Raw genomic sequence first — 14659 nt, 5'->3', positions numbered from 1 at the left:
GTGCGCAGCCCGACCTGCGGCAGGCGGACGGCCTGACCGGGACGGGCGAACCGCTCAACCGGCCGGCCGGCTCCCCGCGACGGGGGGCCGGCCGGCCTGCGTCGGCCCGTCCAGCGGGGTGAGCAGCGCCCGGCAGACCATGCCGACCGAGCCGTCCAGCGCGGTGCTCACCGCCGTGTAGGCGAACGGCACCGGCCGCAGCTCCCACAGCGCCAGCACACTCGCCCAGGCCGCCTCGCGGGCGCGGTCGATGCTCCAGACGCCGGCCACGTGCAGCAGCGGGTCGGCGAGCGGCAGCTCGTCCGGGCCGGGCAGCAGCGAGTCCCGGACCTCGTCCTCCACCTGCGCCAGCAGGTCGTTGATCCGCCGGTAGTCGGCGGCCAGCTCGGCCGGGCGGCGGCCGAGCTGGCGGCAGGTGTCCAGCACGGCGAGCGGGAGGTCGTGCTCGATGTGGGCGTTCATCCCGGCCAGGGCGAACTGCAGCGGGTGGATGCCCGGGTGCCCACGCAGTTCGAACAGCGGCCGCCAGCAGGCGGGCGGCCGGGTGCCGGCGGCGGCCGCGTCGACCGCCCGCAGGTAGCGGCCGGCGAACAGGGCGTCGAGGGCGGCCACGGCCGGCGGGTCCTCGAAGTACCCGTCCGTGAGGCGGTCGCGGACCAGCTCGGTGACGGTCAGGTACATCCGGTTGAAGACGGCGACGCCGTCCGCGGCGGGAAGCAGGTCCCGCAGGGCCCGCATCCGGTCGACGGCCTGGTCGACCGTCAGGGAGTCACTGATCGTCACGGCGGGCGTCCTCTCACGGCGGACCGGGCGGATCGTCCGATGATAGGCCGGTACGGCGGGGAGGCGGGCCCGCCGCGCGGAACCGCTCCCCGGCCGGGGCGGGCCGGCTCAGACCGCGGCCGCCCGGCCCCTGCGGGCCAGCGCCTTGCCGAGCTCCCACAGTGCCAGGAAGGCCACGGCGGCGAGCAGCGCCCACCCGAACTGGCGGAGGTCGATCTCCGCGGTGCCGAGGATCCGGCGGAACCCGTCCAACTGGGTCACCAGCACGGCGAGCAGGAACTCGGACAGCGCCGCCAGGTTCATCTGCTTGCTGTCGAACGTGGTCGGGCTCAGCACCGACTGCGTCTCGCTGCGGCACTCGAACGCGGCCACGATCAGGCAGAGCGAGAAGGCGGTGAACGCCATCGAACTGCCGACGTGCACGCTGCCGAAGTGGTTCTCGCCGAGTTTGATCAGCGCCAGCAGCATGACGGTCAGGGCCAGGCCGGCCAGGCCGACCGTGGTCAGCAGCGGCCGGGTCAGCACCGACTCGCCGCGCGGCCGCGGCGTACGGCGCATCAGACCCGGGCTCTCCTGGTCGAAACCGAGCGCGAAGCCGAACGGGGCGTTCACCACGAAGTGGATCCAGAGCACCTGCGGCGGCGGGAAGGGCTCCCCCGCGGCGATGTTGAAGAGCGTCGCGCCGAGGAAGGTCAGCACGAAGGTGACCAGCAGCAGCAGGACGAACCGGACGTACTTGGTGAGGTTGTCGTAGAGCTTGCGGCCCTCCTTCACCGCGAACACGATCGTGGCGAAGTTGTCGTCGGAGAGGATCATCCGGGCGGCGTTCTTCGCCACGTCGGTCCCGCTGCCCATGGCGATGCCGATGTCGGCGGCCTTGATGGCCGGCGCGTCGTTGACGCCGTCCCCGGTCATCGCCACGACCTCGCCGTTCTTCTTCAGCGTGTCGGCCAGCAGGACCTTGTGCTCCGGCGCGACCCGCCCCACCACGCCGATGTCCGCGATCCGGGCCCGCTGCTCCTGCTCCGACCAGGAGGCGAAGTCGGCGCCCAGCACGGCCTCGCCGGGGATGCCCAGCTGCCGGGCGATGGCGGCGCCGGTGGTGACGTCGTCACCGGTGACCATGCGCACCCTGATGTGGGCGTCCTGGGCACTGGCCACGGCGGCCTTGGACTCGGCCCGGGGCGGGTCGACCATGCCCACCAGGCCGGTCATCCGCAGTCCGGTGACCAGCGCGAGCAGGTCGCCCTCCGGGTCGAACTCCGCGGGGTCGAGGTCCCGGGCGGCGGCCGCCATCACCCGGCGGCCCTCGCCGCCCATCCGCTCGACCTGCTCCTGGGCCCGACGGCTCAGCTCACCCTCCCAGGGGACGCTCTCGCCGGCGGCGAGCGCGCCGACGGCGCGGGACATGACCGCGGGCGCCGCGCCCTTGACGAAGCAGCGCACCACGGGCCGTCCGGAGTCGTCCTTCGCCGCGTGGAAGGTGGCCATCAGCTTGTAGCCCGGGTCGAAGGGCAGGGTGGCGAGTCTGGGCATCCGCCCGCGGGTGGCCTCCACGTCCAGCCCGGCCTTGTGGCCCAGCACGAGCAGTGCGCCCTCGGTCGGGTCGCCCACCACCGTGCCGTCGACCAGGGTGGCGTCGCCGGCCACCAGGAAGGGCAGGATCGCGTCCTCGATGCCCGCGGCGGAGCCCGCCGCGTGGTGGATCCGGCCGTCGAGGCCGTAGCCGGTGCCCGAGACGGTGTACCGGTCCGTCGGGCTGATCACCTCGACGACCGTCACCTGGTTCATCGTCAGGGTGCCGGTCTTGTCGGAGTTGATCGCCGAGGTGAAGCCCAGCGTCTCCACCGACGGCAGCTCCTTGACGATCGCGTTGCGCTCGGCCAGGTTGAGGCTGCCCACCGAGAGGATCACCTGGGTCACGGTCGGCAGCGCCTCCGGGATCGCCGCGATGGCCAGCGAGACCGCGGCGATGAACAGGGTGTCCCAGGCCTGGCCGCGGCTGCGGCCCAGCGCGAACATCACGATCATCGTCAGGCCGGCCGCGCCCGCGATCCACAGGGTCAGGTTGTTCAGCTCCCGGGTGAGCGGCGACTCCTCCTTCGCGGTGGCGGACAGCATGCCGGAGATCCGGCCGAGTTCGGTGTCCGCGCCGGTGCCGGTGACGATCAGCACCCCGCTGCCGTGGGTGACCGGGGTGTTCATGAACGCCATGTCGCTCTGGTCGCCCGGCCCGAGCTTCGTGCCCGGCGGTACGGCGGTGTCCTTGGCGGCGGGGGTGCTCTCGCCGGTGAGCGCGGACTCGTCGATCTGCAGGGCGCTGGCCCGGACGATCCGCCCGTCGGCCGGCACCTGGTCCCCGGCCGTGACGAGCACGACGTCGCCCGGTACCAGCTCCTCGGCCGGGATCTGCGACTCCGCGCCGTCGCGGCGGATCCGGGCGGTGTTCTTCATCATCGACTTCAGCGCGTTCATCGCGCTGGCGGCCTTGCCCTCCTGCCGCAGCCCCACCACCGCGTTCAGCAGCGTCAGCGCGACCAGCAGGATCGCGGTGCTCCACTGCGCGATCGCGAACGAGACCACGGCCGCCGCCACCAGGATGATCTGCATGTAGCTTCGGTACTGGTCCAGGAAGCGCAGCAGGGCCGGCCGGGGCCGCTCCTCGGGCAGGGCGTTGGGGCCGTGGGCCGCCCGCAGTTCGGCCACCCGGGTGTCCGTGAGGCCGGCCTCCGGGTCGACCCCCAGCAGGCGCGCGACCTCCTCGGGGGAGCGTGCGTACCAGTCCGGCCGCTCGGCCGGCTGCGGCCCGGTCGGGCCTGCTTCGACTGCCATCTCCGCCGTCTCCGTTCCCCAGGTTTCCCTGCTGCCGCCCGGGCCGCCCCGCCCGTGTTCGCCCGTTGTCCATCGCCCGCCGTGCACCGCCCGCCGGTCGCCCCCGCCGTCAGCCGGGCAGGTCGTGCCGGGCCGCGTACGGGTCGGCGGGCGCGCCCTTGGGGGCTTCCTTCTTCAACCGGCGCTTGGCGGCGAGCAGATCCCGGTGGGCCTCCTCGTCGACGACCGGGTACCGGGGGTCGATCTCGATCAGGGTGTGGGCGAGGACGGCCGCGGCGCAGATCCGCGCGAACCACTTGCGGTCCGCCGGCACCACGTACCAGGGCGCCCACGGGGTGCTGGTGGCCGAGAGCATCTCGGAGAAGGCCTCCTGGTAGTCGTCCCAGTACTTGCGCTCACGGACGTCGGCGCCGGAGAACTTCCAGTTCTTCTCCGGGAGGTCGATCCGCTTCAGGAACCGGGTGCGCTGCTCCTCCTTGGAGAGGTTCAGGAAGACCTTCACCACCTTGAAGCCGTTGTCGGTGAGGTGGCGCTCCCAGTCGTTGATCTCCCGGTAGCGGCGGTCCCAGAGGGAGGACCCGTGGGCGGCGTCCGGGATCCGCTGGCGGTCCAGCACCTCCGGGTGGACCCGCACCACGAGGACCTCCTCGTAGTGGGAGCGGTTGAAGATCGCGATGTCCCCGCGGGCGGGGAGCCTGCGCGCGTACCGCCAGAGGTAGTCGTGGTCGAGCTCCTCGGTGGAGGGCACCTTGAAGCTGCTGACGTGCACCCCCTGCGGATTCACCCCGCTCATGACGTGCCGGATGGTGCCGTCCTTGCCTCCGGCGTCCATCGCCTGCAGGCAGAACAGGACGCCGTAGGTGTCCTGGGCGGCCAGCCGGGCCTGGTACTCGGCCAGCAGCGAGACGCCGCTCTCCAGCAGCCGGACGCCTTCCCGTTTCTTCATCCCGGCCTTGTAGCGGGGGTCGAAGTCGCCGAGGTCCACCCGGGAGCCGGGTTCCACCCGCAGCGGCTCGATGAACTTCGCGATCCGCCGGGCCTGTTTGCCTGCCATCCGGGACCAGCCTTCCTGGTGTGCGCGGGCTGGGCCGCCGCCGCCCTCGCGGTCGAGTCGCGGCCGGGGCGGTCGGAGCCCTCCGCGGCCCGCTCCGTCGTCCGGCGGAGCCCCCGCGCCCGGGTCTGGGTCCGAGCCTGCGGGCGCGGCCCCGGGGCCGCAACTCGGCCTGTGGGGCCCGGCACCAGGGCCCGGCAGCCGCCGGGCGGTGGGGTGGGGCGCGGGGTGCGCAACGGGGCGGGTACTCTGCCCGGCCGTGTCAGGGGCGGCCGTCGTACACCCGCCGCCGGTCGGCCCGGGCCGCGGGCCGCTACGCCCGCCCATCGTCGGCCACCCCGCTCCAGGCACGGTAGGCGGCCACGGCCGCGGGCAGGGTGGGGAAGATCCGGTCCTCGCCGACGGACTCGGTCAGCCCGTACGCGTCCAGCTCCGAGCGCAGGTCCTGCTTCACCCGTGCCAGGGCGAACACGCAGCCTCCGGCCACCAGTTCGTCCCGCAGCGCCTCCAGCGAGTCCAGCGCGGTGATGTCCACCTCGACGTTGGCCTCGGTGTTGAGGACGAACCAGCGCACCGGACCGGGCTGTTCGGACAGCACCGCCAGCGCCCGCCGGCGGAAGTCCTCGGCGTTGGCGAAGAACAGCGGCGAGTCGTAGCGGTAGATCAGCAGCCCGGGGACGGTCCGCGCCTCGGGGTAGTCGTCGATGTCGTGCATGCCCGCCACGCCCGGCACCAGACCCAGCACCGCGTCGTGCGGCCGGGCCACCCGGCTGAGCAGCTCCGCCACCGACAGGCCCACGGCCACCAGCACCCCGTAGAGGATGTCCAGCGCCAGCACGCCGATCAGGCACCCGACGGCCAGCAGCAGCTCCCGGCGCCGGAACGACGAGAGCCGCCGGAATCCCGCGACGTCGATCATCCGCACCGCGGCGTAGACGACCAGGCACCCCAGCACGGCCGACGGGGTGAGGGACAGCGCCGGGCCGAGGAACAGCAGCACGGCGACGACCAGCACGGCCGCCGTCAGCCCGTACGCCTGGGTGCGCCCGCCGGCCGACTTGGCCAGTGTCGTCCGGCTGGCGCTGCTGCTCACCGGGAACCCGTGGAACACCCCGGCGCCGAGGTTGACCACACCCAGCGCCAGCAGTTCCTGGTTGGCGTCCAGGCGCTCGCCGCTGCCCCGGGACTCGAAGGCCCGGGCCGTCAGGATCACGTCGGTGTACCCCACCAGGAGCACCCCGACGGCGGGCAGCGCCAGCTCCCGGAAGTCGCTCAGGGACGGCCAGGACGGGCGGGGGAGTCCGGTCGGGATGTCCCCGATCACCGCGATGCCCTGCGACTCCAGGTCGAACACCGCGACCACCACGGTGCCCAGGACCAGCGCGAGCAGGGTGACCGGCACCCCGCGCGGCAGGAGGGCGGCCGCCAGGAAGAGGAACACCAGGGTGGCCGCGCTGAGCAGGACGGTCGCGGTGTCGGCCTCGGAGATGTTCCGGAAGAAGGAGATCAGCTTCGGGAAGAAGCCCGAGCCCTCCGTCTCGACGCCGGTGATCTTCGTCAGCTGGTCCACCGCCATGATCAGGGCGACCCCGGCCAGGTAGCCGATCAGGACGGGCTGGGAGAGCAGATCCGCGACGAACCCCAGCCGGGCGATCCGTGCCAGCAGGAACATCAGCCCGACCACGACGGCGAGGGCCGCCGTGAGGACGGCGTAGTGGTCCGGGTCCCCCGCCGCCAGCGGCCCCACCACTCCGGCCGTCATCAGCGCGGTCGTCGACTCCGGGCCGACCGACAGCAGCCGGGACGAGCCGAGGAAGGCGTAGACGGCGAGCGCGGGCAGGATGGCCCAGAGCCCGGCGACCGGTTGCAGCCCCGCCACACTCGCGTACGCCATCACCTGGGGCACCAGGTAGGCCGCGACGGTGACGCCGGCCAGCAGATCCCCGCGCAGCCAGCCGCGCCGGTACGACCGCAGCACACCGAGGCCCGGGACGAATCCGGCGACGCGCCGCCGGAATCCGCCGACCGGGTCGGTGGACTGGGTCATCGGTCTCCTTCCGCAGGGCCGACGGCAGCCGGAGCCGGCACCCCGCCGCCGACGTGTCCGGCCGGCGGCGGGGGGTGGGGCGGTGCGGGGGCGTCGGCTCCCATGGTCGGAGCCTCCTCCGGTCACCGCCAGTGCTCTCGCCCGAAAGGGTGAACCGCGGCGGGCGCGGACACCGGCCGCGGACACCGGCCGCGGACACCGGCCGCTGCACGCCGGGCAGCGAGTACCGCCACTCCGACTCCGACAACATCGCCGTCGCGCTGATGGCCGAGGCGGCCTCCGGCGAGCGCTACGAGGACCTGCTCCGGACGGTCGTCCAGCCGCCGCTCGGCCTGCGCCGGACCAGCCTCCCGCCGGGCTACCGGCTGCCCGAGCCCTACCTGCACGGCTACGCCGTCCAGCCGCCGGAGGCGCCCGAGGACGTCAGTACGCTGTTCGGTGCCTCCGGGAGCCGGGCCTCCGGCGGCATCGTCTCCACCTCCGAGGACCTCGGCACCTTCATCGGCGCGTACGCCTCCAGGAGGACTTCGTCTGCGCCCTGTTCCGCGACTGAGGGCTCCGCGACTGTGGGCTCCGGGACTGAGAACTTCGCGGCCGGGGGCTCCGGTTCGAGCTCTGCGCGGGCGGGGTCCGGCCACCGGGCCGCCGTGGCCGGGGCCGGGCGGGTCAGTTCGTGGCGCGCTCCGGGCCCGGCGGGGCGGCGGCGAACTCCTGGGCCGCGTGGTCGAGCGAGCCGGTGACCCGCGCCAGCAGCGACTGCAGGGTGGCCGCCTCGGCGGGCGACAGGTCGCTGGCCTCGACGATCCGGCGTGGGACGCAGACCGCCCGCTCGCGCAGCGCGGCGCCGGCCTCGGTGGGGCGGACGGTGACCGAGCGCTCGTCCTCACTGCTGCGGGCGCGCCGGACGTAACCGGTGGCTTCGAGCCGCTTGAGCAGGGGGGAGAGGGTGCCGGAGTCCAGCCGCAGGTACTCGCCGATCCGCTTGACCGGCAGCTCGCCGTGCTCCCAGAGCACCAGCATGACCAGGTACTGGGGGTAGGTGAGGTCGAGGTCCTTGAGCACCGTGCGGTAGACGCCGCCGAAGGCCCGCGAGGCGGCGTGCAGCGAGAAGCAGATCTGGTGGTCGAGTCGGAGCAGCTCCTCGTCGGGCACCCGGGACAGGTCGGTCATGGCTCCAGGATAGCCGGGCCGCGCGCACTTCAGTTGTGCGCAATTCAATTGCGTGCTCTACTTGAGTGCAGAGGGGCGGCCGGGACCGGTCGCCGACGAGAGAAGGGACCAGCCAGATGGACGCGCTGTACACCGCCGTCGCCACCGCCAACGGCCGCGAGGGGCGCACCGTGAGCTCCGACGGCCAGGTGGACCTCGCGCTGGCGATGCCGCCGGCGCTCGGCGGCAACGGCCAGGGCACCAACCCCGAGCAGCTGTTCGCCGCCGGCTACGCCGCCTGCTTCGCCAGCGCGCTCGGCCTGGTCGCCCGCCAGGCCCGGGCCGACGTCAGCGAGGTCTCGGTCACCGCCGAGGTCTCCATCGGCAAGGACGAGACCGGCTTCGGCCTCTCCGTGGTGCTCCGGGTCGAGCTGCCGGACAGCCTGGAGGGCGAGGCCGGCCAGCTGCTGGTCAAGCAGGCGCACGAGGTCTGCCCGTACTCCAAGGCCACCCGCGGCAACATCCCGGTGGAGCTCGTCGTCGAGTAGTCCCACCCGCCGGGCCCCGGCCCGGCCGTACGCCCCACCCGGCGTACCCGATGAACGCGCGCGAGCCCGGACCGTCCGACGGTCCGGGCTCGCGCGCGTTCGGGGAGCAGGGTCAGGAGGTCGGCATCAGGACGGTGTCGACGATGTAGACGGTCGCGTTGGCGGTGTGGACATTGCCGCAGAGCACCTTGGCGTTGCCGTTGACGGTGAAGTCCTGCCCGGAGCCGGCCACCATGAGGTCACTGCCCTCCAGGGTCTTGTGGCTGCCGGCCAGCGCCGCCGGCGCCAGGCTGTCGGGCGTGACGTGGTAGGTCAGGATCTTGGTGAGCATCGCCTTGTCGGCGAGCACCTTGTCCAGCGTCTCCTTGGGCAGCTTGGCGAAGGCGTCGTTGGTGGGCGCGAAGACGGTCACGTTCCTGGCCGAGTTGAGGGTGTCCGCCAGGCCGGCCGCCTTGACCGCCGTCACCAGGGTGGACAGCAGCGGGTTGTTGGAGGCGGCGGTGGCGACCGGGTCCTGCGCCATGCCGTTGAAGCTGCCCGCGCCGTCCTTCGGCACGGCGGCGCAGGCGGCGCCGAACGGCTCGGTCATGGCGGCGGCGGACGGGGTCGAGGCGGCGGGGGCCGAGCTGGTGGCGGCCGGTGCCGCGGAGCCGCTCTTCGCCGAGGACGACGACGAGTCGCCGCTGCTTCCACAGGCGGTCAGGCCGAAGGCGAGGGCGCCGGCGGCGAGCAGGGCGGCGGTGGTGCGGACGCGGGTCACGGACATGGTGAGGTCACTTCCTGTGGAGTGGCCGGCTCGGGGCATGGCGGTGCCATGACCGGGACGGCGGTTGGTGTCGCGTACCGGGCTGGTAGGCGGTCGACGGTTCGGGAGAAGTTCGGGCCGGCTCGGGGCCGGAGGGGTCAGACGACGGTCACCACGGTGCTGTGCCAGCCCGTGGACCCGCTCGGGAAGGGCGCCGCCCGGGCCTCGGGCTGAACGGCGCCGCTGGTGTCGGTGGCGCGGACCTGGATGGTGTGGGTGCCGGGCCGGGCGCCCGTCCACTCGTGGCTCCACTGCCGCCACAGGTCGGGCCCGGCGTCGGCGGCCGGCGTCGCCTCGGCCCACGGCCCGTCGTCCACCCGGACCTCCACCGCGGCGACCCCGCGGTGGGTGGCCCAGGCGGTGCCGGCCACCGTCACGGTGCCGGCCGGGATCCGGGCGAAACCGGCCGGCACCTCGATCCGGGAGGCGGTGCGCACCGCCCCGGTCCGGTCCCAGCCGCGCCGCACCCAGTACGGGTCGTACCGGGCGAAGGTGGTGACCTCCAGGTCGGTCAGCCACTTGGTGGCGGAGGTGTAGCCGTAGAAGCCGGGCACCACCGTGCGGCACGGGAAGCCGTGCGCGACCGGCAGCGTCTCGCCGTTCATCGCCACCGCCAGCAGCGCCCGCCGCCCGTCCAGCACGGACTCCAGCGGGGTGCCGATGCTCATGCCGTCCTGGGAGCGTCCGACCAGCTGGTCCGCGCCGGCCCGCACCCCCGCCGAGCGGAGCAGCGCCGGGAGCGCCGCCCCGAGCCAGCGGGTGGTGCCGACGTACGGCCCGCCGACCTCGTTGGAGACGCAGGACATGGTGTGGTCCAGCTCCTCCAGCGGCAGCCGCAGCAACTCGTCGAAGCTGATCAGCAGCGGCCGGTCGACCAGGCCGTGGATCCGGAGCGACCAGCGGTCCGGGTCGATCTTCGGCAGGGTCAGCGCGGTGTCGACCCGGTAGAAGTCGGCGTTCGGGGTGACGAAGGGCGACAGGCCCGGGACGCCCGGGTGCACGGCCGCCGGCAGGGCGGTGGCCGCGCGGGCCGGCGGCGGTATCCGCACGGCGAGCCGGGCGGCGCTGATGTCGTTGCGGGACTGCGAGAGCGAACGGCCCGCCCAGCCGACGGCGGCGGCCAGCGCCACGGTGCCGCCGGTGGCGATCAGGAACTGCCGGCGGTCCGGACGGACCGGCGCTGGAGCGTCACCCGGTGCCGGAGCGTCACCCGGCGCTGGAGCGTCACCCGGTGCCGGAGCGTCACCCGGCGCTGGAGCGTCACCCGGTGCCGGAGCGTCACCCGGCTCCGCAGCGGCGTCCGGTGCCGGCGCGGAGTCGGCCACCGCGGCCGGTCCGGGCGGGGGCCCGGCTGGCAGTGCCCGGCGGTACCGGCCGGTCAGCAGGACCAGCACCGCGGCTCCGCCCAGGCCGGCCGCCAGCGAGGGCAGCAGGTAGGAGAGGCCCGCGGTGCTCCGCGACATCGCCGCCCAGGCCCCGACCCCGCCGAAGACGGCGAACATCGCCGCCCCGGCCCGCGGGCGGCGGACCGCGATCAGCCCGGCCAGCACCGCCAGCGCCGTGAGGGTCAGGTAGATCCCGCCCAGCAGCACCGGTTTGTCGTCGGTGCCGAAGGTCCGGACGGCGTACTCCTTCAGCGCAGTGGGCGTCAGGTCGATGGCCGCCGAACCGACCGCCAGCGCCGGGGCGCTGGCGGGCCCGGTGAACGCCGAGACCAGTTCGCCCAGCGCGACCGCCGCGGCGGCCGCGGCCACCCCGACCCCCGCGGCGCCGGCGGTACGGGCCGCCGGCGCGCGCAGGCGCTGCGGGCGGGATCCGCCGGGGGGTGCCGGCGCCTGGCCGGGTTCGCTGCTCACACCCACCATTCGGGGCGGCCGGTCCGCCGGATGGGTGCGAATTGCGATCTCACTCCCACGGGTGAAATCCCCGTCCTGACCTGGGAGTTCAGCGGTGCGGGCGGTGACGGCCGGTGCGACCGGTACCGCCCGGCCGGGTCCTGCCGTGCCGCCGGTGCTGCGTCGGCGGGTCGGTGGGTCGGCGGGCCGGTGGGTCGGTGGGTCGGTGGGTCGGCGGGTCGGCGGGGCGGCGGGCCGGTACCGGCGGGTCAGCCCGCGGGCCCCCCGGTCGCGTACTGCTCGGCCCGTGCGGCGATGTTCCGGGCCATCCCGCCGAACACGACGCTGTGGAAGGGCGCGACGGACCACCAGTACGCGTGGCCGGCCAGCCCGCGCGGGTGGAACAGGGCCCGCTGGCGGTAGACCGCGCCGCCGTCCGCGCCCGGCTCCACCCGCAGCTCCAGCCAGGCCGGCCCGGGCAGCCGCATCTCGGCGCGCAGCCGCAGCAGCCGGCCCGGCTCGATCTCCTCCACCCGCCAGAAGTCCAGCGAGTCGCCGACCCGCAGCCGGGCCGGGTCGCGCCGTCCGCGCCGCAGGCCGACCCCGCCGACCGCGCGGTCCAGCCAGCCGCGCAGCGCCCAGGCGAGGGGGAAGGAGTACCAGCCGTTCTCGCCGCCGATCCCCTCCACCACCCGCCACAGCGCGGCCGGCGGCACCTTCACCGCCAGCTCCCGCTCGTCCTCGTACAGGCTGCCGCCGGCCCAGTCCGGGTCGCTGGGCAGCGGGTCGCTGGGCGCGCCCGGCAGCGAGGCCGAGGACCACCGGGTGCTCACGTCGGCGTCCTGGATCCGCTTGAGGGCGAGCCGGACGGCCTCGTCGAAGCCGGTCGGGCCGCCGGCCGGGGCGGGGGACCAGCGGCGGATGTCGTGCTCGCCGCAGACCACCTCGTACCGCAGCGACTCGACCAGCGGCCGGGCCAGACTGTTCGGCACCGGGGTGACCAGCCCGACCCAGTGGCTGGACAGGCTCGGCGTCAGCACCGGCACCGGCACGATCACCCGCCGGGGCAGGCCGGCCACCCGGGCGTAGCGCAGCATCATCTCGCGGTACGTCAGCACGTCCGGGCCGCCGACGTCGAAGCTGCGGTTGACCTCGGGCGGCAGCCGTACGCAGTCGACCAGGTGGCGCAGCACGTCCCGGACGGCGATCGGCTGGATCCTGGTCCGCACCCAGCTGGGGGTGACCATCACCGGCAGCCGCTCGGTCAGGTGGCGCAGCATCTCGAAGGAGGCGGAGCCGGAGCCGATGATCACGGCGGCCCGCAGCTCCGCCGTCGGGACGCCGCTCTCCCGCAGGATCCGGCCGACCTCGGCCCGGGAGCGCAGGTGCGGGGAGAGCTCCCGTTCGGGGACGCCGGCCGGGACCAGCCCGCCGAGGTAGACGATCCGCCGGACCCCGGCCGCGGCGGCGGCCCGCCCGAAGGCCCGGGCCGCGTCCGCGTCGCGCTGCTCGAAGGAGGGGCCGGTGCCCAGCGCGTGCACCAGGTAGTAGGCCACCTCGACGCCCTCGAAGGCCGCCGGCAGCGTCTCCGGGCGGGTGACGTCGCCCCGGGCGCTCTCCACCCGCCCCCGCCAGGGCAGGTCGCGCAGCCGGCCGGGGTCACGGGCCAGGCAGCGCACCCGGTGGCCGGCCGCGAGCAGTTCGGGCACCAGCCGCCCCCCGATGTAACCGGTGGCGCCGGTCACCAGGATGCGGGTGCCGCCGCTGGTCTCGCCGGCACTGTCGCCGGCCGGGCTGTCGGTCATGGGTGCCTCCGGGATGGTTCGGGGGAGCGCTCAGAACGCGTACCTGATCCGCAGCCACGGTGCGTGCCGCTCGACCAGGCCCCGCAGGGTACGGACCGCGTCGCCCTTCAGGCCGGTGCGGTAGCGGACGTTCCAGGCGCCGTTCTGCGAGCGCTTGGCCTCCTGGAGGCCGGGCCGCCAGAGCACGTCCTCCGCCCTGGGGTGCCAGCCCAGGTTGACGTCGTGCAGCTCGCGGTTGTGGGTCAGCATGATGATCTCCGCGGCGGCCTGCGCCTTCACGGCGGCCGGCAGGGTGTCGTCCATCCGGCGCAGCAGATCCGTCCAGTCGTGCACCCAGCCCTCGCGCAGCACCACCGGGGAGAAGTTGAAGTGCACCTCGTACCCGGCGGCCAGGAAGTCCGCGGCGGCGGCCAGCCGCTCCGGGACGGGGCTGGTGCGGACGTCCAGCAGCCGGGCGTCGGCGGGCGGCATCAGCGAGAAGCGGATCCTGGTGCGGCCGCGCGGGTCGAGGGCCAGCAGCTCGCGGTTGACCCACTTGGTGGCGAACGAGGCCTTGGCGGTCGGCCAGTGCCGGAAGGCGCGGATCAGATCGGCGGTGTTGTCGCAGATCAGGGCGTCGACCGAGCAGTCGTTGTTCTCCCCGATGTCGTACACCCAGGACACCGGGTCGCAGCTGTTGGGCTCGGTCTTGCGGCCCTGCCGGGCGACGTGCCGGCCCAGATGGGCGACGATCCGGTCGATGTTGGTGAAGACGGTGACCGGGTTGGCGTACCCCTTGCGCCGGGGCACGTAGCAGTACGCGCAGGCCAGCGCGCAGCCGTTCGCCGAGCTGGGCGCGATCCAGTCCGCCGAGCGGCCGTTGGGCCGGGTGGTGAGCGACTTCTTCACCCCGAGCACCACCACCTCGCTCTTGATCCGGGCCCAGCGGGCCACGTTGCCCTCGTTGCCGTGCAGGTGCGGGATCTGCCAGTGCGAGGCCACCGCGATCACCGTCGCGTCGGGGAAGCGGTCGAGCACCTGGCGTCCGCGCGAGGAGGCGGCCGCTGCGGGTTCCGCGTAGATCTCGCGGACGTCGAACAGCCGGCGCTCCGGGCCGGCGGCGCCTGTTCCGGTGTTCGTACGGCCCCTACCGTCCGTCCCGCCGTCCGTCCCGCCGTCCGTCCCGCCGTCTGTCCCGCTGGTCACAGTGCGGTGCTCCCTCGTGTTCGTCCCGGCCCGCGGGCCGGCGCCCGGCGGCTTCGCCGCGAAGTATTCGGCGCCGACGGCCCGGAGGATTGGCTCCGGGCCGTCGGCGTGGTGAGAAACCCCAGATCTTTGGGGTACCAGGGGCCCGGGCGGCGTCGAAGACTGTGGCTATGAACACCATCGAGAAGACCCGAATCGCAGACAACCGGGAGACCGTGCGTGCCTTCATCGACGCACTGTTCACCAAGGGCGACCTCGCAGCGGTCGACGAGTACCTCGCCGAGGACTTCCTCGACCACGATCCGCCCGTCGGCCCCGACACCGGCCGTGAGGGCATGCGCGGGGCCGCCGCCCTGTTCCGCGGTGCTTTCCCCGACTGGCACGCCACGCCCGACTTCCTCGTCGCCGAGGACGACCTGGTCGTGGAGCACTTCAGCGCCACCGGCACCCAGCGCGGCGAGATCTTCGGCGCGCCGGCCGACGGCCGTACCGTCACGCTCCGCGGGATCAACATCTTCCGGCTCCGGGAGGGCCGCATCGTCGAGCGCTGGGGCCGGCTCGACGAGCTGGGACTGCTGCGCCAGCTCGGGCTCGTCCAGGGCCCGGGGTAGTCGGGAGT

The 14659-nt window shown here is 74.2% G+C and carries 11 protein-coding genes and 1 pseudogene; 3 read left to right on the top strand and 9 right to left on the bottom strand.

The annotated features are described in order from the left end of the window. Positions 1-54: 54 nt before the first annotated feature. The 4 genes from OG689_RS07290 to sulP all read right to left on the bottom strand — a co-directional run bounded on the left by OG689_RS07290 (position 55) and on the right by sulP (position 6713). Positions 55-783, bottom strand: a complete 729-nt coding sequence (locus OG689_RS07290) for a DUF5995 family protein (protein ID WP_266318747.1) — start codon at positions 781-783, stop codon at positions 55-57. Between the two features lie 108 nt (positions 784-891). Beyond that, complete coding sequence (locus tag OG689_RS07285; RefSeq protein ID WP_266318745.1) at positions 892-3615, bottom strand: HAD-IC family P-type ATPase; 2724 nt, start codon at positions 3613-3615, stop codon at positions 892-894. Between the two features lie 109 nt (positions 3616-3724). Further along, a complete protein-coding gene (locus tag OG689_RS07280; RefSeq protein WP_266318744.1) occupies positions 3725-4669 on the bottom strand; it encodes a polyphosphate kinase 2 family protein in 945 nt (314 codons plus the stop codon). A 310-nt stretch (positions 4670-4979) separates the two neighbouring features. After that, on the bottom strand, positions 4980-6713 hold the full coding sequence (gene sulP, locus OG689_RS07275; protein WP_266318742.1) for a sulfate permease: 1734 nt from the start codon (positions 6711-6713) through the stop codon (positions 4980-4982). A 212-nt stretch (positions 6714-6925) separates the two neighbouring features. Between sulP and OG689_RS07270 the strand changes: the two are divergent. Continuing rightward, positions 6926-7228: pseudogene (locus OG689_RS07270) on the top strand (serine hydrolase); the annotation flags it as partial. A 151-nt stretch (positions 7229-7379) separates the two neighbouring features. On the opposite strand, the gene OG689_RS07265 reads toward OG689_RS07270, so the two are convergent. Then, the gene (locus OG689_RS07265) at positions 7380-7883 is read right to left on the bottom strand and encodes a MarR family transcriptional regulator (protein ID WP_266318740.1); all 504 of its coding nucleotides are present in this window, start codon (positions 7881-7883) and stop codon (positions 7380-7382) included. A gap of 116 nt (positions 7884-7999) precedes the next feature. Here OG689_RS07265 and OG689_RS07260 point away from each other — a divergent pair, with 116 nt between their 5' ends. Next, a complete protein-coding gene (locus tag OG689_RS07260) occupies positions 8000-8410 on the top strand; it encodes an organic hydroperoxide resistance protein (protein WP_190215595.1) in 411 nt (136 codons plus the stop codon). Positions 8411-8522: 112 nt separating this feature from the next. On the opposite strand, the gene OG689_RS07255 is transcribed toward OG689_RS07260, so the two are convergent. The 4 genes from OG689_RS07255 to OG689_RS07240 form a co-directional block, all read right to left on the bottom strand. After that, a complete protein-coding gene (locus OG689_RS07255; RefSeq protein ID WP_266318737.1) occupies positions 8523-9176 on the bottom strand; it encodes a fasciclin domain-containing protein in 654 nt (217 codons plus the stop codon). Positions 9177-9313: 137 nt separating this feature from the next. Continuing rightward, positions 9314-11071 carry a molybdopterin-dependent oxidoreductase gene (locus tag OG689_RS07250; RefSeq protein WP_266318735.1) on the bottom strand — a complete coding sequence of 586 codons (1758 nt, stop codon included), beginning with the start codon at positions 11069-11071 and terminating at the stop codon, positions 9314-9316. Between the two features lie 248 nt (positions 11072-11319). Further along, entirely contained in the window at positions 11320-12855 is a 1536-nt protein-coding gene (locus tag OG689_RS07245; RefSeq protein WP_266318734.1) for an SDR family oxidoreductase, read from the bottom strand. Between the two features lie 30 nt (positions 12856-12885). Further along, positions 12886-14040 (bottom strand): spore photoproduct lyase family protein, encoded by a 1155-nt coding sequence (locus OG689_RS07240; protein WP_323189262.1) that lies wholly within the window; start codon positions 14038-14040, stop codon positions 12886-12888. Between the two features lie 170 nt (positions 14041-14210). Between OG689_RS07240 and OG689_RS07235 the strand changes: the two genes are divergently transcribed. Then, positions 14211-14651, top strand: coding sequence for an ester cyclase (locus tag OG689_RS07235; protein ID WP_266318732.1), 441 nt, complete (start codon positions 14211-14213; stop codon positions 14649-14651). Positions 14652-14659 lie beyond the last annotated feature (8 nt).

The organism is Kitasatospora sp. NBC_00240 (assembly GCF_026342405.1).
In the GTDB taxonomy this organism is placed as follows: Bacteria; Actinomycetota; Actinomycetes; order Streptomycetales; family Streptomycetaceae; genus Kitasatospora.
Note: the sequence above shows the minus strand (reverse complement) of the source record. Positions and strands in the feature narration are given on the sequence as shown.